Origin of the sequence: Streptomyces sp. NPDC005866 (assembly GCF_040629895.1) — a bacterium.
GTDB lineage: Bacteria > Actinomycetota > Actinomycetes > Streptomycetales > Streptomycetaceae > Streptomyces.
This window is the reverse complement of record NZ_JBEXWP010000002.1, coordinates 272264-292705: the sequence shown is the minus strand read 5'-3', so window position 1 is coordinate 292705 and position 20442 is coordinate 272264. Positions and strand designations below refer to the sequence as shown.

The window sequence follows — 20442 nt, the reverse complement described above, 5'->3', positions numbered from 1 at the left end:
TACGCAGGGGAATCGCACCGCGCCCTGCCTCACAATGGAGCCATGCCGATACCCGGGACACCCAGCCGCGCCGAGCTCGTCGAGCACCTTGTGAAGACCCGTATCGCGGGCGATGTCGCCACGCCCCGCGAGAACAACCTGCTCCACTACCGCAAGCTGGCCAACGGCGAGCGCAACTGGTGGCTGGGACTGGAACTCGGCGACCGCTGGACCGACGAGCAGGACGTGCTGGCCGTGATGGCCGAGCGGGTCGGGGTGAACGACGATCCCGAGTACCGGTACGGCCAGGACACCATCGACCCCGAGCTGACCGTGGACGGCCTGAACCGGCTGGCGGCGCGGCTGCGCAAGGCTGCCGAGGGACAGCAGCGGGTGCTGTTCGCGACCGGTCACCCGGGCGGCCTGCTGGACGTGCACCGGGCGACGGCGGCCGCGCTGCGCGCCGCCGGCTGCGAGATCGTGGTCATCCCGGACGGGCTGCAGACGGAGGAGGGCTACGTCATGCAGTTCGCGGACGTGGCCGTCCTGGAGCACGGGGCGACGCTGTGGCACACCCACTCCGGTGAGCCGATGAAGGCCATTCTGGCCGGGCTTGAGCGCGAGGAGCGGCCGCTGCCCGAACTGGTCGTCGCCGACCACGGCTGGGCCGGCTACGCGGCGGAGGTGGGCCTGGACTCCGTCGGATACGCCGACTGCAACGACCCGGCGCTGTTCCTCGCCGAGGCGGAGGGCACCCTCCAGGTGGCCGTCCCGCTCGACGACCATGTGCTCAGCCCGCGTTACTACGACCCGGTGACCGCGTACCTGCTGGCGGAGGCGGGACTGGCGTAACAGGGCCGGACAGGGCGAGGTGCGGCCCCCGGAGAGGGAACCGCACCTCGTGGCCTGGTCCTAGATCCTGAATCCTGTCTGTTGACGCCTGGTCGGTGGCTCAGAACCCGCCGAAGCCGCCGAATCCGCCGAAGCCGCCGAAGCCATACCCGGGGACGACCACGACGGGGACGACCGCGACGGGGTAGTACCCGTAGCCGCCGTAACGGCAGTTGTTGTAGAACCCGCCGAACCGGGAGTTGTTGCAGCCGTAGCCGCCTGTGACGACGTTCTGGTGAGAGGCGGGGGCCGCCGAGGCGGTACCCGCGGCGCCGATCGTGGCCCCACCGGCCAGCAGCAGGCCGGCGGCGGACATCGCGGCGATGCGCCTCGCGCGCTGTACTCGCATGGGAAATACCTTTCTGCCGGACTTACGTCCGCTACGCGGCACGTCCGCTATGCGGCACATGCACTGTGCGGCATTTCACTCATAGAGCTTAATCTCGGACAAGTCGCCCGGCACCTCGAACGGTCACCGCCCGTGGTCGCCCGAGTACCTGGATCCCGGGGTCGGATCCAGGTAGACCCGGCCGATCATGGGGAACGCGGCCCGCAGCCGCTGCTCGGCCCGTTCGCAGGCCCACTCGACCTCGGCCGCCGTCGACACGTCCCGGAAGTCCACCTTGGCGGCGACCAGCGCCTCCTGCGGGCTCTGCACCAGGGTGGTCAGCTCCAGTACGGCCACCATGTGCTCGGACTTCAGCAGTTCCGCCCGGATCCGCTCCCGCACGGGCCTCGGCAGCGGCCGCCCGATGAGGAACTCGGCGTTCGACCGGCCCAGCTCCCAGGCGACGCACAGCAGGAGCAGGCCGATGAGGAGGGAGGCGATGCCGTCCCAGATGGCGGAGCCGGTGAGCTGCCCGCCGAGCAGGCCGCCGGCCGCGAGCAGCAGGCCGACGAGCGCGGCCGAGTCCTCCAGCACCACGGCCTTCACGGCGGTGTCGGGGGTGCGCCGGAGATACAGCTTGAAGGGCACCCGCGACCGGGCCGCCTCCCCGTACGCCTGCTTGAGCGCCCTGCGCAGGGAGAGCCCCTCCAGCACGAAGGCGACGGCGAGGACGGCGTACGACGACAGCGGGTCGCCCGGTTCCTCGCCCGCGGCCAGCGCGTGGATGCCGTCGTAGAGGGAGAAGACCGCACCGCCGACGAAGGTGGCGACGGCGGCGAGCAGGGCCCAGATGTACCGCTCGGGGCCGTAGCCGAGCGGATGCTCCTCGTCGGCGGGTTTCTCGCTGCGTTTGAGTGCGATGAGCAGCAGCAGCTCGGTGCCCGTGTCGGCGACCGAGTGCGCCGCCTCGGACAGCATCGCGCTGGACCCGCTGATCACCCCGGCGATTGCCTTGGCGAGCGCGATCCCGAGGTTGGCGACGGCGGCGACGATCACCGTGAAGGTGCTCTCGCCACTCTTCTGGGCTTGGGACATGCCCCATGATCTACCTGGGGACGCGGAGAACACCCTCCTGGATCACGGAAACGGCCAGTGAACCGTCCTGGGTGTAGATCCGGGCCTGGCCGAGCCCGCGGCCGCCGTACGCCGACGGGGACTCCTGGTCGTACAGCAGCCACTCGTCGGCGCGGAACGGCCGGTGGAACCACATGGCATGGTCCAGGGAGGCGCCCACCACGTCCCCGACCGCCCAGCCGCCGCGGCCGTGCGCCAGCAGGACCGAGTCCAGCAGGGTCATGTCGGAGACGTACGTCGCGAGCACGACGTGCAGCAGCGGATCGTCCTCGAGCTTGCCGGCGGTCCGGAACCAGACCTGGCTGTGCGGCTCGCGCGGCTCACCGAACCTCCCGTACGGCGGCTCGTCGACGTACCGCAGGTCGATCGCCTCGCGGGCCTCCAGGAACTTCTCCACGACGGCGGGCGGCAGATGGTCGTAGCCGCGCAGGCGTTCCGCCGAGGTGGGCAGGGTCTCCGGGTCGGGCGCGGGCGGCATCGGGGTCTGGTGGTCGAGGCCGTCCTCGTACGTCTGGAAGGACGCGGAGAGGGCGAAGATCGGCCTGCCGTGCTGGACGGCGACCGCGCGCCGGGTGGTGAAGGAGCGGCCGTCGCGGATCCGCTCGACGTTGTAGACGATGGGCGCGCCCGGGTCGCCGGCCCGCAGGAAGTACGCGTGCAGGGAGTGGGCGTGCCGGTCCGACGGGACCGTGCGCCCGGCGGCGACCAGCGCCTGGGCCGCGACCTGCCCGCCGAATACCCGCGGGACGACGGCGGACCGGGACTGGCCCCGGAAGATGTCCTCCTCGATCTGCTCCAGGTCGAGCAGATCGAGGAGATCCTTCAGTGCCTGGTTCATGGCACCATTTCTACTTGCCGGTAATTACGCGGACCTTACAGGCCCATGTCCTTCGCGATGATCGTCTTCATGATCTCGCTGGTACCGCCGTAGATGCGGTTGACGCGGTTGTCCGCGTACAGGCGGGCTATCGGGTACTCGTTCATGAAGCCGTAGCCGCCGTGCAGCTGGAGGCAGCGGTCGATCACGCGGTGGGCGACCTCGGTGGTGAACAGCTTGGCGCTGGCGGCCTCGGCCGGGGTCAGCTCACCGGCGTCCAGGGCCTCGGTGGCGCGGTCCACGACGGCCTCGGCCGCGTCCACCTCGGCCTGGCAGGCGGCCAGCTCGAACTTGGTGTTCTGGAAGGCGGCGACGGGCTGGCCGAAGACGACGCGCTGCTGCACGTACTCCTTGGCGAACCGGACGGCGGCCTTGGCCTGCGCGTAGGCGCCGAAGGCGATGCCCCAGCGCTCGGAGGCGAGGTTGTGGCCGAGGTAGTAGAAGCCCCTGTTCTCCTCGCCGAGGAGGTCCTCGACGGGCACCTTGACGTCGACGAACGCGAGCTCGGCGGTGTCGGAGGTCTTCAGGCCCAGCTTGTCGAGCTTGCGGCCGACGGAGTAGCCCTCCGCCTTGGTGTCCACGACGAAGAGGGAGATGCCGTGGCGGCGGTCGTCGGGCGTCGGCGCGGAGGTCCGGGCACAGACGATCATGCGGTCGGCGTGCACACCGCCGGTGATGAAGGTCTTGGCGCCGTTGAGCACGTAGTGGGTGCCATCCTCGCTGAGCTTGGCGGTGGTCTTCATGCCCGCGAGGTCGGAGCCGGTGCCCGGCTCGGTCATCGCGATGGCCCACATCTCCTCGCCGGAGACGAACTTCGGCAGGTAGCGCTTCTTCTGCTCCTCGGTGGCGAGCAGCTTGATGTACGGCAGGCCGAGCAGGACGTGCACGCCGGAGCCGCCGAAGGAGACGCCGGCGCGGGCGGTCTCCTCGTACAGGACGGCCTCGAACTTGTAGGAGTCGATGCCGGCGCCGCCGTACTCCTCGTCGACGCGGATGCCGAAGACGCCCAGCTCGGCGAGCTTGTAGTAGAAGTCGCGGGGCGCCTGGCCGGCCGCGAACCACTCGTCGTACACGGGTACGACCTCGGCCTCGATGAAGGCGCGGAGGGTCTCCCGGAACGCCTCGTGATCCTCGTTGAACAACGTACGGCGCACGGCCGCCACCTCCACCGGCTTCGGTCTGTCTAAGCGCTTGCTCAGACTCCAAGGTACCGGCGAGTACGTTCAGGCGTCCAGGGTGACCTTGCCCACCTGTGGGATCAGTCCCCGGCCTTGCCGTAGCGGCGGAAGGCGGGGGTCTCCACCGTCCAGGGACCGAACGGCACCGAGTCCCCGTAGATATACGGGTCCTTGCGGGTGTAACGGCCTCTGCACGGATCGGAGTGCACCTCGATCGTGCCGGTGCGCGGGTCGACGATCATGTAGTGGGCGATGCCCATGGCCGGGTAGTCGTCGAGCTTCTCGAGGTAGACGCCGTCACGGTCGGACGGAGAGACGACTTCGACGGCCGCGGGCACCTGGGTCGCGTCGAAGGCGATGCCCTCCTCATCGAGTGCCTCCTCAGGAATGACGACCGCGTCGGGGAGGCGCATACGGCCGAGTGCGGGGTGCTCGATCTCGGGGCCGCTCGCACAGATATAGCCGGGATGCGTATCTGCGAGCTGCTCGTCCAGTTGCTTGCAGATACGACGGATCGTGCCCTCGTGCCGCTTCGACGGACACGTCATAGCCAGGATCGGACCGGACGGCCCGATCAGCGATCGCACGCATCTTCGCGTAGTCCATGCCCATGACCGCAGCGTACCGAGACGGTCCGACACCGGCCCGCGCCTCGGCTCAGCCGCCGTCCGCGGCCGCCTCGAACGCGCCCCGCGCCATCCGGTGCAGCAGTACCGCCGTCGCCCCCCGCCCCGGCAGGGAACCCGGCCGGCCCAGGTGCGGGGTCGAGTTCAGGAGGCCGAAGACCGAGTGGACCGCCGAGCGGGCCGCGGGTTCCGGCAGGGTGGGGTAGACCTCGCGGAGAACCTCCACCCACAGTTCGACGTACTGCCGCTGCAGCTGTCGTACCAGCTTGCGGTCGCTGTCGCGCAAGCGGTCCAGCTCCCTGTCGTGCAGGGTGATCAGTGGGCGGTCGTCGAGGGCGAAGTCGATATGGCCCTCGATGAGGGAGTCGAGGACCGCCGACGGACCGGTACTCCCGTCGGCCTCCGCCAGGCGGCGCTTCGCGCCCGTCAGCAACTGCCCGCTGATCCCGACCAGCAGCTCCGCGAGCATCGCGTCCTTGCCCGGGAAGTGCCGGTAGAGACCGGGTCCGCTGATGCCGACCGCGGCGCCTATCTCGTCCACGCCGACACCGTGGAAGCCGCGCTCCGCGAACAGCCGGGCGGCCTCCTTGAGGATCTGCTCGCGACGGGTCGGGGCGTCGGTTCTCGTGACCATGAGGGCAATTCTAGACAGGGAGGTTAGCGGTCGTTAACCTGAGGGAAATGCGTTAACGCTCATTAACAAGGTGAGGGGATCGCGGCATGGACCAGGCACCGGAGCTGACGAGCGCGGCAGACCCCGCCTCGGAGGCCTTTCGGGCCAACGAGGACGCGCACCGCCTCCTCGTCGAGGAGCTGCACGCCAAGCTCGCCGCCGCCGCGCTGGGCGGCGGGGAGAAGGCCCGCGCCCGGCACGCCGCGCGCGGGAAGCTGCTGCCCAGGGACCGGGTGGACACCCTGCTCGATCCGGGGTCCCCGTTTCTGGAGCTGGCTCCACTGGCCGCCGAGGGGATGTACGAAGGGGCGGCCCCGGCGGCCGGCGTGATCGCCGGGATCGGGCGGGTCAGCGGGCGCGAGTGCGTGATCGTCGCCAATGACGCCACCGTCAAGGGCGGCACCTACTACCCGATGACCGTGAAGAAGCACCTGCGGGCGCAGGAGGTGGCCCTCGACAACCGGCTGCCGTGCGTGTATCTGGTCGACTCCGGCGGCGCCTTCCTGCCCATGCAGGACGAGGTCTTCCCGGACCGCGAGCACTTCGGGCGGATCTTCTACAACCAGGCCCGGATGTCGGGGGCGGGGATTCCGCAGATCGCGGCCGTCCTCGGGTCGTGCACCGCCGGTGGCGCGTATGTCCCGGCGATGAGCGACGAGGCGGTCATCGTCCGCAACCAGGGCACCATCTTCCTCGGCGGCCCGCCGCTGGTGAAGGCGGCCACCGGTGAGGTGGTCACGGCGGAGGAGCTGGGCGGCGGCGAGGTCCACTCCCGGATCTCCGGCGTCACCGACCATCTCGCCGAGGACGACACACACGCCCTGCGGATCGTCCGGAACATCGTCGCCACCCTCCCCGCCCGCCGCTCACTGCCCTGGGAGGTCTCCCCGGTCGTGGAGCCCAAGGTCGACCCCTACGGCCTCTACGGCGCCGTCCCCGTCGACTCCCGCACCCCCTACGACGTCCGCGAGATCATCGCCCGGATCGTCGACGGCTCCCGTTTCGCCGAGTTCAAGAGCGAGTTCGGGCAGACCCTGGTCACCGGCTTCGCCCGGATCCACGGCCACCCGGTCGGGATCATCGGCAACAACGGCATCCTCTTCTCCGAGTCCGCCCAGAAGGGCGCCCACTTCATCGAGCTGTGCGACCAGCGCGGCATCCCGCTGGTCTTCCTGCAGAACATCTCCGGCTTCATGGTGGGCAAGGACTACGAGGCCGGCGGCATCGCCAAGCACGGCGCCAAGATGGTCACGGCGGTGGCGTGCACCCGGGTCCCGAAGCTGACCGTCGTCGTCGGCGGCTCGTACGGCGCCGGGAACTACTCGATGTGCGGCCGGGCCTACTCCCCCCGCTTCCTGTGGATGTGGCCGAACGCCAAGATCTCGGTGATGGGCGGCGAGCAGGCCGCGTCCGTCCTCGCGACGGTGAAGCGGGACCAGCTGGAGGCGCGGGGAGAGTCCTGGCCGGCGGAGGACGAAGAGGCCTTCAAGGCGCCCGTCCGCGCGCAGTACGAACACCAGGGGAACGCCTACTACGCGACCGCGCGGCTCTGGGACGACGGGGTCATCGACCCCCTCGAAACCCGCCAGGTGCTGGGCCTCGCTCTGACGGCCTGTGGCAACGCGCCGCTGGGTGAGCCCCAGTTCGGCGTCTTCCGGATGTGAGGAGGGGACTCGTGTTCGACACCGTACTCGTGGCCAACCGGGGCGAGATCGCCGTCCGGGTCATCCGTACGCTGCGGTCGCTGGGCGTGCGCTCGGTGGCGGTGTACTCCGACGCCGACGCGGAGGCGCGCCACGTCCGGGAGGCCGACACGGCGGTACGGCTCGGTCCGGCGCCGGCGGGCGAGAGCTATCTGTCGGTGGAGCGGCTGCTGGCTGCGGCCGCCGTGAGCGGTGCCCAGGCGGTCCACCCCGGGTACGGCTTCCTCGCCGAGAACGCCGGGTTCGCGCGTGCCTGCGCGGAGGCCGGGCTGGTCTTCATCGGGCCGCCGACGGACGCGATCGCGCTGATGGGCGACAAGATCCGCGCGAAGGAGACGGTGAGCGCGGCCGGTGTCCCGGTGGTGCCCGGCGGGCGCGACCCTGAACTCGCCTCTGCCGCACACGAGTTGGGCGCCCCGGTTCTGCTCAAGCCCTCCGCCGGCGGGGGTGGCAAGGGCATGCGGCTGGTGCGGGATCTGACCCTGCTGGACGAGGAGATCGCCGCCGCCCGCCGCGAGGCCCGCGCCTCCTTCGGCGACGACACCCTGCTCGTCGAGCGGTGGGTCGACCGGCCCCGGCACATCGAGATCCAGGTCCTGGCCGACGGGCACGGGAACGTGGTGCATCTGGGCGAGCGCGAGTGCTCGTTGCAGCGCCGGCACCAGAAGGTGATCGAGGAGGCGCCGTCGGTCCTGCTGGACGAGGAGACGCGGGCCGCGATGGGCGAGGCGGCGGTGCAGGCGGCGCGCTCGTGCGGGTACCGGGGCGCGGGCACGGTGGAGTTCATCGTGCCGGGCGGCGACCCTTCGTCGTACTACTTCATGGAGATGAACACCCGCCTCCAGGTGGAGCACCCGGTGACCGAGCTGGTCACCGGCCTCGATCTGGTGGAGTGGCAGTTGCGGGTGGCGGCCGGGGAGCGGCTCGGGTTCGCGCAGGAGGACGTCCGGCTGACCGGGCATGCCGTCGAGGCCCGGATCTGCGCGGAGGACCCGGCACGCGGCTTCCTCCCCACCGGCGGCACGGTGCTACTGCTGAAAGAGCCCTCGGGGGACGGCATCCGCACCGACTCCGGTCTCAACGAGGGCACCGAGGTCGGCAGCCTCTACGACCCGATGCTGTCCAAGGTGATCGCCTACGGCCCCGACCGGGAGACCGCGCTCCGCAAGCTCCGCAAGGCCCTCGCGGAGACGGCCACGCTGGGCGTGCAGACCAACGCCGGGTTCCTGCGCCGGCTGCTCGGCCATCCGGCGGTGGTGGCGGGCGAGTTGGACACCGGGCTGGTCGAGCGGGTGGTGGACGAGTTGGTCTCCACGGACGTACCGGACGAGGTGTACGAGGCGGCTGCCGCCGTACGGCTGGAGGCGCTGGAGCCCGCCCTCAATGCGGGATGGACGGATCCCTTCTCGGTGCCGAGCGGCTGGCGGCTCGGTGGCAGGCCCAAGCCGGTCGGCTTCCACCTCCGGGTGCAGGAGCCGGTGGAGTACGTCCCGCGCGGTACGCACGACAAGGTCACGGCCGACCGCGTGTCGGTGACACTGGACGGCGTCCGCCACACCTTCCACCGCGCCGCCGACTGGATCGGCCGCGACGGCGACGCCTGGCAGGTTCGCGACCACGACCCGGTCGCCGCCTCCCTCAACCGCACCGCCCACGCCGGTGCCGACTCCCTCACCGCGCCCATGCCCGGCACGGTGACCGTGGTGAAGGTCGCTGTCGGCGACGAGGTAACCGCCGGTCAGAGCCTGCTGGTGGTGGAGGCGATGAAGATGGAGCACGTCATCTCCGCCCCGCACGCCGGCACGGTCGCCGAACTCGACGTGAAACCCGGCGCCACGGTCGCCATGGACCAGGTGCTGGCGGTCATCAACCCGGTGGAGGAGGAGAAATGACACTCCCCATGGTCGTACCGGCCACCGATCTGCCCGCCCGCGTGCGGATCCACGAGGTCGGCGCGCGCGACGGCCTGCAGAACGAGAAGGCGACCGTGCCCACCGAGGTCAAGGCCGAGTTCATCCGGCGCCTGGCCGACGCGGGCCTGACGACGATCGAGGCGACCAGCTTCGTACACCCCAAGTGGGTGCCCCAACTGGCCGACGCGGAAGACCTGTTCCCCCGCGTCACCGAGCTGGAGGCAGCCCTCCCCGTCCTCGTGCCCAACCAGCGCGGCCTGGACCGGGCGCTCGCTCTCGGGGCCCGCCGGGTCGCCGTCTTCGCCAGTGCCACGGAGTCCTTCGCCAAGGCCAACCTCAACCGCTCGCTGGACGAGTCTCTCGCCGTCTTCGATCCGGTGGTGCGGCAGGCCAAGGACGCGGACGTCCATGTACGCGGCTATGTGTCCATGTGCTTCGGCGACCCCTGGGAGGGCGCCGTCCCGCTCCACCAGGTGGTCCGGGTCTGCAAGGCGCTGCGCGACATGGGCTGCGACGAGCTGAGCCTCGGCGACACCATCGGCGTGGCCACCCCCGGCCATGTCCTCGAACTGCTCTCTTTGCTGAACGAGGAAGGCGTGCCGACGAACGTCATCGGCGTGCACTTCCACGACACCTACGGCCAGGCGCTCGCCAACACCTACGCGGCCCTCGAGCACGGCGTGACGACGGTCGACGCGTCCGCCGGCGGGCTCGGCGGCTGCCCGTACGCCAAGTCCGCCACCGGCAACCTCGCCACCGAGGACCTGGTCTGGATGCTCCAGGGCCTCGGCATCGAGACCGGAGTCGACCTCGGCCGTCTGACCGCCACCAGCGTGTGGATGGCCGAACAACTGGGCCGACCCAGCCCGTCCCGTACCGTCCGCGCCCTCTCCCACCAGGAGTGACGACCATGGACCACCGCCTCTCCCCTGAACTGGAAGAACTCCGCCGCACGGTGGAGGAGTTCGCGCACGACGTCGTGGCGCCGAAGATCGGCGACTTCTACGAGCGCCATGAGTTCCCGTACGAGATCGTCCGCGAGATGGGCCGTATGGGCCTGTTCGGGCTGCCGTTCCCCGAGGAGTACGGCGGGATGGGCGGCGACTATCTTGCCCTCGGCATCGCCCTGGAGGAACTGGCCCGGGTGGACTCGTCGGTGGCGATCACCCTGGAGGCCGGGGTCTCGCTCGGCGCGATGCCTCTGCATCTCTTCGGCACGGAGGAGCAGAAGCGGGAGTGGCTGCCGAGGCTGTGCGCCGGAGAGATCCTGGGCGCGTTCGGCCTCACGGAACCCGACGGAGGCAGCGACGCGGGGGCGACGCGTACGACGGCCCGGCTGGACCCTGGCACCGACGAGTGGGTGATCAACGGCAGCAAGTGCTTCATCACCAACTCGGGGACCGACATCACGGGTCTGGTCACCGTCACCGCCGTCACCGGCCGCAAGCCCGACGGCAAGCCGCTGATCTCGGCGATCATCGTCCCGTCCGGCACGCCCGGCTTCACGGTCGCCGCGCCCTACTCGAAGGTCGGCTGGAACGCCTCCGACACCCGTGAGCTGTCGTTCGCCGACGTCCGGGTCCCCGCCGCGAACCTCCTCGGCGAGGAGGGCCGCGGCTACGCCCAGTTCCTGCGCATCCTCGACGAGGGCCGGATCGCCATCGCGGCCCTCGGCACCGGCCTCGCCCAGGGCTGCGTGGACGAGTCGGTGAAGTACGCCAAGGAACGGCACGCCTTCGGGCGTCCGATCGGCGCCAACCAGGCCATCCAGTTCAAGATCGCCGACATGGAGATGAAGGCCCACACGGCCCGGCTGGCCTGGCGGGACGCGGCGTCGCGACTGGTTGCCGGGGACCCCTTCAAGAAGGAGGCGGCCCTCGCCAAGCTCTACTCCTCCACCGTCGCCGTGGACAACGCCCGCGACGCCACCCAGATCCACGGCGGCTACGGCTTCATGAACGAGTACCCGGTGGCCCGCATGTGGCGCGACTCCAAGATCCTGGAGATCGGCGAGGGCACGAGTGAGGTACAACGGATGCTGATCGCACGAGAGTTGGGGCTGGTGGGCTGAGGCGGACACACGTCAGGGCGGACCGCCTCCGGATACGGCGCGTACCGGTACGCCCGGCGGGTCGGACGGCGACAGGCCGCTGACGGATTCATGCGAAAACCACCCGAGAGCTGGACAGCTTGTGAGGTTAGGCTAACCTAATCTACACCTTGTCCGGCGGTGTTTCCGCACGTCCGAAAGCAGCCACACCTATGTCCAACGTCAGAGCAGCCCGCCTCACCCGCCGCGGCGTACTCGCCGCCGGTGGCGCCCTCGGCCTCGGTGCCGTGCTCGCCGCCTGCGGGGACGACAGCAAAAGTGGTGGCTCCTCCGGCAAGGAGGCGACGGCCGCCAAGTCCGGTCCCTGGGCCTTCAAGGACGACCGCGGCACGACCGTGAAGCTGGACAAGATCCCGACGAACATCGTCGCGTTCACCGGCGTCGCCGCCGCCCTGTACGACTACGGCATCGACGTCAAGGGCGTCTTCGGTCCGACGAAGACCAAGGACGGCAAGGCTGATGTCCAGGCGGGCGACATGGACATCAGCAAGGTGACCGTCCTCGGCAAGGCCTGGGGCCAGTTCAACGTCGAGAAGTACGCGGCCCTCGCCCCCGAGGTTCTCATCACCACGATGTTCGACGGCGCCGGCACCCTTTGGTACGTCCCGGACGAGTCCAAGGACAAGATCGCCAAGCTCGCCCCGAGCGTCGGCATCTCGGCCTACGACCGCCAGCTGACGGTCCCGCTCCAGCACGTCTGGGCCCTCGCCGAGTCGCTCGGCGCGGACATGACGGCGAGCAAGGTCACGGACGCCAAGAAGCGGTTCGAGGAGGCGTCCACCCGGCTGCGCGCCGCCGCCAAGGCGCACCCCGACCTCAAGGTGCTGGCCGGCTCGGCCGCCCAGGACCTGTTCTATGTCTCCGGCACCAACCTCTCGGTGGACCTGGAGTACTTCAAGGCCCTCGGTGTGAAATTCGTCGAGCCGTCGGCGTCCGTGCTGAAGGCGAGCGGCGGCTGGTACGAGTCGCTCAGCTGGGAGAACGTCGACAAGTACCAGGCCGACATCATCATGATGGACGACCGCTCGGCGACCATCCAGCCGGCCGACATCACCCAGGCCACCTGGAAGAAGCTCCCCGCGGTCAAGGCCGGTCAGGTCATCGCCCGTTCCCCCGAGCCGATCTTCTCCTACGACAAGTGCGTCGCGATGGTGGAGAACCTCGCCGAGGCGCTGGAGACGGCGAACAAGGTCAGCTGACCCCCAGGCAGATCCACACGACTTCCTGAGTCCCAGGAGCTCATATGACGACGGCCGTAGCCGCCCCGTTCCGTTTCTTCTCCCTCCAGGTCGTACGGACGAGGCGGCTGGGTCCGTCTCTGGTCCGGGTCACCTTCGGCGGTGCCGATCTGGAGCATTTCCACTCCCACGGGCGCGACCAGTCCCTGTCCTTGTTCATCCCCGCCGATGGGCACACCGAGCCCGCCGTGCCCATCGAGCTGGGATGGGGGTCCCCCCGCTCGAGCGAAGCCGAGAGTGGGGGAGGCTGGTGGCAGGGCTGGCGTGAACTCCCGGACGAGGTACGGGCGGTGATGCGCTCGTACACGCTCCGGGAACTGCGCCGGGACCCGGACGAGATCGACATCGACTTCGCCCTGCACGGCGTCGAGCCCGGGGCCGCCACCCCGGCCGGGCCCGCCTCCCGCTGGGCGTCGCGGGCCGGCGCCGGTGACCGGGTGGTCGTGCTCGGGCCGGCCGTCGCCGACAACCGGGCGATCCGCTTCCGGCCGCCCGAGGACACCGATCTGGTGCTGATCTGGGGCGACGAGACCGCCGTACCCGCGGCGACCGCCATCCTCGAATCCCTCCCCGCCATCACCCGCGTCCGCGCCTGGCTGGAGGTGCCGCACGCCGAGGACGTCCAGGACGTGGTGACCCCCGCCGACGCGGAGATCGAGTGGGTGGTGGGCGGCACCGCCGAGGCGGCGATCCGGGGCGCCCGGCTGCCTTCCGCGGAGCGCCCGTATGTCTGGATCGCCGGTGAGTCCGGGCGGGTGAAGGAGCTGCGCCGGCACTTCGTCGGGGAGCGGGGGGTGGACCGGCGCCAGGTCACCTTCGTCGGCTACTGGCGGCGGGGCCTGACGGAGGAGCAGCTCCGGGCCGTCGGCGAGTAGTTACCGGGCCGAAGTGACGGCCGTCACGGGCGGGCAGCGTTTCCATCACGCTACTTAGGTTAGGCTAACCTAAGTAGCATTCCAGGAGTTCCGCTCCCCTCCCCCGCCCGGATCGTCCCCGGAGGACCCCCCTATGCGCTCGCACCTGCTCAATGACCTCACCGCGGAGCACTACCGCCGCTCCGTGACCGAAGGAGTAGAGCGGGTGGCGGCCAACCTCGCCACCACCGAACGGCCGTTCACGGGTGTGACCGTCGACGCCCTCTCCCCTCTCATCGACGGCATCGACCTCGACCGGCCGCTGCACGACACCACCGCGGTCCTGGACGAGCTGGAGGAGGTCTACCTCCGGGACGCCGTCTACTTCCACCACCCCCGCTACCTCGCCCACCTCAACTGCCCGGTGGTCATCCCGGCGGTGCTCGGCGAGGCGGTGCTCTCCGCCGTCAACTCCTCCCTGGACACCTGGGACCAGTCGGCCGGCGGCACCCTCATCGAGCGGAAACTGATCGACTGGACGACGGCCCGTATCGGCCTCGGCGAGGCCGCCGACGGTGTGTTCACCTCCGGCGGCACCCAGTCCAACCTCCAGGCGCTGCTGCTGGCCCGCGAGGAGGCGAAGCCAGGGCCGGGCGGGTGGGAAGGACCGGCCTCTCTCGCCGGACTGCGTATCCTCGCCTCCGAGGCCAGCCACTTCAGCGTGAAGAAGTCGGCGAAACTGCTCGGCCTCGGCCAGGACGCGGTGGTCTCCGTCCCCGTCGGCCACGACAAGCGGATGCAGACCGTCGCCCTCGCCCATGAGCTGGAGCGCTGCCGAAGCGACGGCCTCATCCCCATGGCGGTCGTCGCCACCGCCGGCACCACCGACTTCGGCTCCATCGACCCGCTGCCCGAGATCGCCGGGCTGTGCGAGCAGTACGACAGCTGGCTGCACGTGGACGCGGCCTACGGCTGCGGGCTGCTGGCCTCCCTGAGGTACCGGGACCGTATCGCCGGCATCGAGCGCGCCGACTCGGTCACCGTCGACTACCACAAGTCCTTCTTCCAGCCGGTGAGTTCGTCCGCCGTGCTGGTCCGGGACGCTTCCACCCTGCGCCACGCCACCTACCACGCGGAGTACCTCAACCCGCGCCGGATGGTCACCGAGCGCATCCCCAACCAGGTCGACAAGTCCCTGCAGACCACCCGCCGCTTCGACGCGCTCAAGCTGTGGATGACCCTGCGCACCATGGGCGCCGACGGCATCGGCGAGCTCTTCGACGAGGTCTGCGACCTGGCGGCGGAGGGCTGGAAGCTCCTCGCGGCCGACCCCCGCTTCGACGTGGTCGTCCAGCCGTCCCTCTCCACCCTCGTCTTCCGTTACATCCCGGCGTCCGTCACCGACCCGGCCGAGACCGACCGCGCCAACCTGTACGCCCGCAAGGCCCTGTTCGCCTCCGGCGACGCCGTGGTCGCGGGCACCAAGGTCGGCGGCCGCCACCACCTGAAGTTCACCCTGCTCAACCCCGAGACCACGACGGCCGACATCGCCGCCGTCCTCGACCTGATCGCCGGCCACGCCGAGCAGTACCTGGGAGGAGAGTCCCTTGACCGCGCGTCCTGAAAGCCCCGCCAAAACCCATGACTTCGTGGGTATCGGGCTCGGCCCCTTCAACCTCGGCCTCGCCTGCCTGACCGAGCCGATCGCCGAACTGGACGGCGTCTTCCTGGAGTCGAAGCCCGACTTCGAGTGGCACGCGGGGATGTTCCTCGACGGCGCCCACCTCCAGACCCCGTTCATGTCGGACCTGGTCACCCTCGCCGACCCCACCTCGCCGTACTCCTTCCTCAACTATCTGAAGGAGAAGGGCCGACTGTACTCGTTCTACATCCGCGAGAACTTCTATCCGCTGCGGGTCGAGTACGACGACTACTGCCGGTGGGCCGCGAACAAGCTGACCAACGTCCGCTTCGGCACGACGGTGACCGACATCCGGTACGAGGACGACGTCTACGTGGTGACGGCCGCCGCGGGCGAAACGTTTCGGGCCCGGCACCTGGTCCTCGGCACCGGCACCCCGCCCCACATCCCCGAGGCCTGCCAGGGGCTGGGCGGCGACTTCATCCACAACTCGCAGTACCTCCGGCACAAGGAGGCGTTGCGGTCGAAGGAGTCGATCACGCTGGTCGGCAGCGGCCAGTCCGCCGCCGAGATCTACTACGACCTGCTCAGCCAGATCGACGTCCACGGCTACCGGCTGAACTGGGTGACCCGCTCCCCGCGCTTCTTCCCGCTCGAATACACCAAGCTCACGCTGGAGATGACCAGCCCGGAGTACATCGACTACTACCACGCCCTTCCGGAGGACACCCGCTACCGGCTCACCGCTGAGCACAAGGGCCTCTTCAAGGGCATCGACGGCGACCTGATCAACGAGATCTTCGACCTGCTCTACCAGAAGAACCTCGGCGGTCCGGTTCCGACCAGACTGCTCACCAACTCCTCGTTGAAAGCGGCGACCTACGACAACGGCACGTACACCCTGAAACTCCGCCAGGAGGAGCAGGGCAAGGACTACCAGCTCGACACCCAGGGCCTGGTCCTGGCCACCGGCTACACATACGCCGAACCCGAGTTCCTGCGCCCCGTCAAGGACCGGCTGCGCTACGACACGCACGGCAACTTCGACGTGGCCCGCAACTACGCCGTCGACGTCACGGGCCGGGGCGTGTTCCTGCAGAACGCGGGCGTCCACACCCACAGCATCACCAGCCCCGACCTGGGCATGGGCCCCTACCGGAACGCGTACATCATCCGCGAGCTGCTCGGCACGGAGTACTACCCGGTCGAGAAGACGATCGCCTTCCAGGAGTTCTCGGTATGAGTACCACCGCCACCCACACGTTCACCTTCCGCCCCCTCGACCCCCTCCAGGACGCCGAGCTGCTGCACCGCTGGGTGACACACCCCAAGGCCGCCTACTGGATGATGCGGGGCGCCAGGCTGGAGGACGTCGAGCGGGCGTACATGGAGATCGCGGCCGACGAGCACCACCACGCGCTGCTCGGGCTCGGCGAGGACGGTGAACCCGCCTTCCTGATGGAGAAGTACGACCCGGCCCACCGCGAGCTGGTGGGGCTGTACGAGCCCGAGCCGGGGGACGTCGGGATGCACTTCCTGACCCCGGCCACCGACACGCCCGTGCACGGCTTCACCAAGGCCGTCATCACGGCCGTGGTGGCGCACCTCTTCGAGGACCCGGCGACCCGCCGGATCGTCGTCGAGCCGGATGTGCGCAACACGGCCGTGCACGCGCTGAACGAGGCCGTCGGGTTCGTGCCCGTACGGGAGATACAGAAACCGGAAAAGAAGGCGTGGCTGAGCTTCTGCACGCGGGAGCGGTTCCAGAAGGCGGTGTCCGTATGACCCTGGCAGACACGGTCGCCCATCTCTCCCCCGAACGCTGGGAGATGGCCAACCGGCTCCTGATACGCAAGGCGCTCGCGGAGTTCGCCCACGAGCGCCTGATCACCCCGGAGGAGGAGGGGGCCGGTTACGTCGTCCGCAGTGACGACGGGCTCACCCGCTACCGGTTCACCGCCGCCCGCCGCGCCCTGGACCACTGGCAGGTGGACGCCGACTCCATCAGCCGGGTCCGCGAGGGCACCGAACTCCCCCTCGCCGCCCTCGACTTCTTCATCGAGTTGAAGAAGTCCCTGGGCCTGAGCGACGAGATCCTGCCGGTCTACCTGGAGGAGATCTCCTCCACCCTCTCCGGTACCTGTTACAAGCTCACCAAGCCGCAGGTCCCGGTGGCCGAGCTGGCGCGGTCCGGATTCCAGGCGATCGAGACGGGGATGACCGAGGGCCACCCCTGCTTCGTCGCCAACAACGGCCGGCTCGGCTTCGGCATCCACGAGTACCTGTCGTACGCCCCGGAGGCCGCGAGTCCGGTCCGGCTGATCTGGCTGGCCGCCCACACCTCGCGCGCCGCGTTCACCGCCGGTGCCGGTATCGAGTACGAGTCCTTCGTCCGCGACGAGCTGGGCGAGGAGACCGTGGAGCGCTTCCACGGCGTCCTGCGTGACCAGGGCCTGGACCCCGCCGACTACCTCTTCATCCCGGTCCACCCCTGGCAGTGGTGGAACAAGCTCACCGTCACCTTCGCCGCCGAGGTCGCGCGCGGTCATCTGGTGTGCCTGGGCGAAGGGGACGACGAGTACCTGGCGCAGCAGTCCGTCCGGACCTTCTTCAACAGCAGCCACCCCGAGAAGCACTACGTGAAGACCGCGCTGTCGGTCCTCAACATGGGCTTCATGCGCGGGCTGTCGGCCGCCTACATGGAGGTCACCCCGGCGATCAACGACTGGCTGGCCCAGCTCATCGACAACGACCCGGTGCTCAGGTCCACCGGTCTGTCGATCATCCGGGAGCGGGCGGCCGTGGGCTACCGGCACCTGGAGTACGAGCAGGCGACCGACCGCTACTCGCCGTACCGGAAGATGCTGGCCGCGCTGTGGCGGGAAAGCCCGGTGCCGTCCCTCCAGGAGGGCGAGTCGCTCGCGACGATGGCCTCCCTCGTGCACGTGGACCACGAGGGCGCGTCCTTCGCGGCGGCGCTGATCGAGCGGAGCGGGCTGACGCCGAAGGACTGGCTGCGGGCGTACCTGCGGGCCTACTTCACCCCGCTCCTGCACAGCTTCTACGCCTACGACCTGGTCTTCATGCCGCACGGCGAGAACGTCATCCTGGTCCTGAAGGACGGCGTGGTCCAGCGGGCGGTCTACAAGGACATCGCCGAGGAGATCGCGGTCATGGACCCGGACGCGGTACTGCCGCCGACGGTCGAGCGGCTGCGGGTCGAGGTCCCCGAGGACAAGAAGCTGCTGTCCATCTTCACGGACGTCTTCGACTGCTTCTTCCGCTTCCTCGCCGCGAACCTCGCGGCCGAGGGGGTCCTGGAGGAGGACGACTTCTGGCGGACGGTCGCCGAGGCCATCCGCGACTACCAGGAGTCGGCGCCCGGACTCTCCGACAGGTTCGCCCGGTACGACATGTTCGCGCCCGAGTTCGCGCTGTCCTGCCTCAACCGGCTCCAACTGCGCAACAACCAGCAGATGGTGGACCTGGCGGACCCGTCGGGCGGCCTCCAACTGGTCGGAACCCTGAGAAATCCCGTCGCGGGGTTCTGATCCAGGCAGACGGGCTCCCCCGAGTACGGTCCTCGGGGGAGCCCGTCTTCTCCCTTCAGCTCATGTCGCGGGCCAGGGCACCTGCGGCGAGCGGTAGTAGTCGATACCGAGGGCGTCCCAGCGGGGCGCCTGCGCGGCGAGCCGCACCCTGTAGGCGTCCCAGTCGTGGCTCGCGGCCGGCGACCAGCCCAGCTCGGCCACCCCGGGCAGCCGCGGGAAGGCCATGTAGTCGATGTCGGCGCTCGTCACGATGGTCTCGGTCCACAGCGGCGCCTCGACACCCCGTACGGCCGAACCGGGCGCCCCGGCGAGGTAGTTGCCCGGATCCCAGTCGTACGACCGCTTCACCTCCACCAGGGCCGCCCAGTCCTGGCCGAGCGGGGTGTCCTGCGTGTACTTCATGTCGAGGTAGACCCGGTCGGCGGGCGAGAGGATCAGCCCGGTGCCGTGCTGGGCGGCCTTCACCACCTGCGCCTTCTCGTCGGCGCCGGTGTCGTCCAGGCCCCAGTACTGGGCGATGGCCCCGGGCGCCGGGTGCGCGCCGGTCAGCTGATGCCAGCCGATCACCGTCTTGCCGTACTTCGCGACGATCGGCTGCACCCGGTCCATGAAGGCCACATAGTCCGCGTGGCCGGTGGAGTGCGCCTCGTCGCCGCCGATGTGGAGGTAGCGGCCCGGGGTGAGGGCCGCCAGTTCGCGGATGACGTCGCGCACGAAGTCGTACGTCACCTGCTTCGACACGCACAGCGAGCTGAAGCCCACCTCCGTGCCGGTGTACAGCGGCGGTGCCGTGCCGTCGCAGTTGAGGTCGGCGTAGGAGGCGAGGGCCGCGTTGGTGTGCCCGGGCATGTCGATCTCGGGGACGACCTCCAGGTAGCGGGAGGCCGCGTAGCGGACGATCTCCTGGTAGTCGGCCTTGGTGTAGTGGCCGCCGCTGCCGCCGCCGACCTGGGTGGAGCCGCCGTAGGCCGCCAGGCGTGGCCAGGAGTCGATGGCGATGCGCCAGCCCTGGTCGTCGCTGAGGTGCAGATGCAGTTCGTTGATCTTGTAGAGGGCCAACTCGTCGATGTACCGCTTGACCTGGGCCACGGTGAAGAAGTGCCGGGAGACGTCGAGCATCGCGCCCCGGTAGGCGTAGCGGGGGCGGTCGGTGACGGTGCCGCCCGCGACCAGCCAGGGGCCGGGCTGCACGGTGTCCTTCTCGACGGCCGCCGGGAGCAGCTGGCGCAGGGTCTGGACGCCGTGGAAGAGGCCGGCGGCTTCGGCGGCGGTGATGGTGACGCCGTCGCGGCCGCTGCCGAGACGATAACCCTCGGCGCCGAACGGACCCTTGGCCAGGTGGAGTTGGATGCCCGAGCCACCATGGGTGGTCAGGGGCAGCCGGTAGCCGGTCGACGGGCGCAGCAGGTCCGCGAGGTACTCGGCGACCCGGCGGGTCTCCCGGGAGCCGTCGACGCGGATGGCGGTGTCGCGGGTGATGCGGTACGGCGCTCCGCCCGGGGTGACCGAGGCGGGCGCCGGGACGATCCGGCCGAGCGGAGCCGGGACGATCCGGCCGAGCGGGGCCGGGGCGGGCTTCGACGTCGCCGGGCCGGCGCCGACCGTGAAGGCGCCGGCCGCCGCGACCAGCAGCAGGGACCCGAGGACACGGGCCAGGCGGGGAGTACGGGGAGCCGTTCCATGATGCCGTCTCACATGCGCTCCTTTGACAGAACTCAGTGCAGAGGACTGGGCTGAGGATGCAC

At 69.8% G+C, this 20442-nt stretch carries 18 protein-coding genes; 11 read left to right on the top strand and 7 right to left on the bottom strand.

The annotated features are described in order from the left end of the window. Nucleotides 1-42 precede the first annotated feature (42 nt). The gene (locus ABZ396_RS03810; protein ID WP_358917091.1) at nt 43-831 is read left to right on the top strand and encodes a phosphatase; all 789 of its coding nucleotides are present in this window, start codon (nt 43-45) and stop codon (nt 829-831) included. 100 nt (nt 832-931) lie between these two features. Here the strand turns inward: ABZ396_RS03810 and ABZ396_RS03805 are convergent, their stop codons facing one another. From ABZ396_RS03805 to ABZ396_RS03780, 6 genes are all read right to left on the bottom strand, one after another. After that, nucleotides 932-1219, bottom strand: coding sequence for a hypothetical protein (locus ABZ396_RS03805; RefSeq protein WP_358917093.1), 288 nt, complete (start codon nt 1217-1219; stop codon nt 932-934). 123 nt (nt 1220-1342) lie between these two features. Next, complete coding sequence (locus ABZ396_RS03800) at nt 1343-2293, bottom strand: cation diffusion facilitator family transporter (protein ID WP_358917095.1); 951 nt, start codon at nt 2291-2293, stop codon at nt 1343-1345. 10 nt (nt 2294-2303) lie between these two features. Continuing rightward, nucleotides 2304-3170 (bottom strand): acyl-CoA thioesterase II, encoded by an 867-nt coding sequence (locus tag ABZ396_RS03795; protein WP_358917097.1) that lies wholly within the window; start codon nt 3168-3170, stop codon nt 2304-2306. A 35-nt stretch (nt 3171-3205) separates the two neighbouring features. Continuing rightward, a complete protein-coding gene (locus ABZ396_RS03790) occupies nt 3206-4363 on the bottom strand; it encodes an acyl-CoA dehydrogenase family protein (RefSeq protein WP_358917099.1) in 1158 nt (385 codons plus the stop codon). A gap of 104 nt (nt 4364-4467) precedes the next feature. Further along, a complete protein-coding gene (locus tag ABZ396_RS03785) occupies nt 4468-4935 on the bottom strand; it encodes a Uma2 family endonuclease (RefSeq protein ID WP_358917101.1) in 468 nt (155 codons plus the stop codon). A gap of 109 nt (nt 4936-5044) precedes the next feature. Next, nucleotides 5045-5647, bottom strand: a complete 603-nt coding sequence (locus tag ABZ396_RS03780) for a TetR/AcrR family transcriptional regulator (RefSeq protein WP_358917103.1) — start codon at nt 5645-5647, stop codon at nt 5045-5047. Nucleotides 5648-5733: 86 nt separating this feature from the next. On the opposite strand from ABZ396_RS03780, the gene ABZ396_RS03775 reads away from it, so the two are divergent. The 10 genes from ABZ396_RS03775 to ABZ396_RS03730 all read left to right on the top strand — a co-directional run bounded on the left by ABZ396_RS03775 (nt 5734) and on the right by ABZ396_RS03730 (nt 18697). Next, complete coding sequence (locus tag ABZ396_RS03775) at nt 5734-7350, top strand: carboxyl transferase domain-containing protein (RefSeq protein WP_358917105.1); 1617 nt, start codon at nt 5734-5736, stop codon at nt 7348-7350. A gap of 11 nt (nt 7351-7361) precedes the next feature. Further along, nucleotides 7362-9281: a biotin carboxylase N-terminal domain-containing protein gene (locus ABZ396_RS03770; RefSeq protein WP_358917107.1), complete on the top strand. Its 1920-nt coding sequence runs from the start codon at nt 7362-7364 to the stop codon at nt 9279-9281. Then, on the top strand, nt 9278-10207 hold the full coding sequence (locus ABZ396_RS03765) for a hydroxymethylglutaryl-CoA lyase (protein WP_358917108.1): 930 nt from the start codon (nt 9278-9280) through the stop codon (nt 10205-10207). The genes ABZ396_RS03770 and ABZ396_RS03765 overlap by 4 nt, the downstream gene beginning before the upstream one ends. A gap of 5 nt (nt 10208-10212) precedes the next feature. Next, nucleotides 10213-11373 carry an acyl-CoA dehydrogenase family protein gene (locus tag ABZ396_RS03760; protein ID WP_358917109.1) on the top strand — a complete coding sequence of 387 codons (1161 nt, stop codon included), beginning with the start codon at nt 10213-10215 and terminating at the stop codon, nt 11371-11373. Nucleotides 11374-11564: 191 nt separating this feature from the next. Then, entirely contained in the window at nt 11565-12611 is a 1047-nt protein-coding gene (locus ABZ396_RS03755) for an ABC transporter substrate-binding protein (protein ID WP_358917111.1), read from the top strand. Between the two features lie 44 nt (nt 12612-12655). Then, nucleotides 12656-13525: a siderophore-interacting protein gene (locus ABZ396_RS03750; protein ID WP_358917112.1), complete on the top strand. Its 870-nt coding sequence runs from the start codon at nt 12656-12658 to the stop codon at nt 13523-13525. A gap of 133 nt (nt 13526-13658) precedes the next feature. Continuing rightward, complete coding sequence (desA, locus tag ABZ396_RS03745) at nt 13659-15128, top strand: lysine decarboxylase DesA (RefSeq protein WP_358917114.1); 1470 nt, start codon at nt 13659-13661, stop codon at nt 15126-15128. Further along, nucleotides 15112-16389 (top strand): lysine N(6)-hydroxylase/L-ornithine N(5)-oxygenase family protein, encoded by a 1278-nt coding sequence (locus tag ABZ396_RS03740; protein ID WP_358917116.1) that lies wholly within the window; start codon nt 15112-15114, stop codon nt 16387-16389. Before desA ends, ABZ396_RS03740 begins: the two co-directional genes overlap by 17 nt. Then, nucleotides 16386-16931 carry a GNAT family N-acetyltransferase gene (locus ABZ396_RS03735; RefSeq protein WP_358917118.1) on the top strand — a complete coding sequence of 182 codons (546 nt, stop codon included), beginning with the start codon at nt 16386-16388 and terminating at the stop codon, nt 16929-16931. Before ABZ396_RS03740 ends, ABZ396_RS03735 begins: the two co-directional genes overlap by 4 nt. Further along, entirely contained in the window at nt 16928-18697 is a 1770-nt protein-coding gene (locus ABZ396_RS03730) for an IucA/IucC family siderophore biosynthesis protein (protein ID WP_358917120.1), read from the top strand. The genes ABZ396_RS03735 and ABZ396_RS03730 overlap by 4 nt, the downstream gene beginning before the upstream one ends. A 60-nt stretch (nt 18698-18757) precedes the next feature. On the opposite strand, the gene ABZ396_RS03725 is transcribed toward ABZ396_RS03730, so the two are convergent. Further along, on the bottom strand, nt 18758-20392 hold the full coding sequence (locus tag ABZ396_RS03725; protein ID WP_358917122.1) for a beta-N-acetylhexosaminidase: 1635 nt from the start codon (nt 20390-20392) through the stop codon (nt 18758-18760). Nucleotides 20393-20442 lie beyond the last annotated feature (50 nt).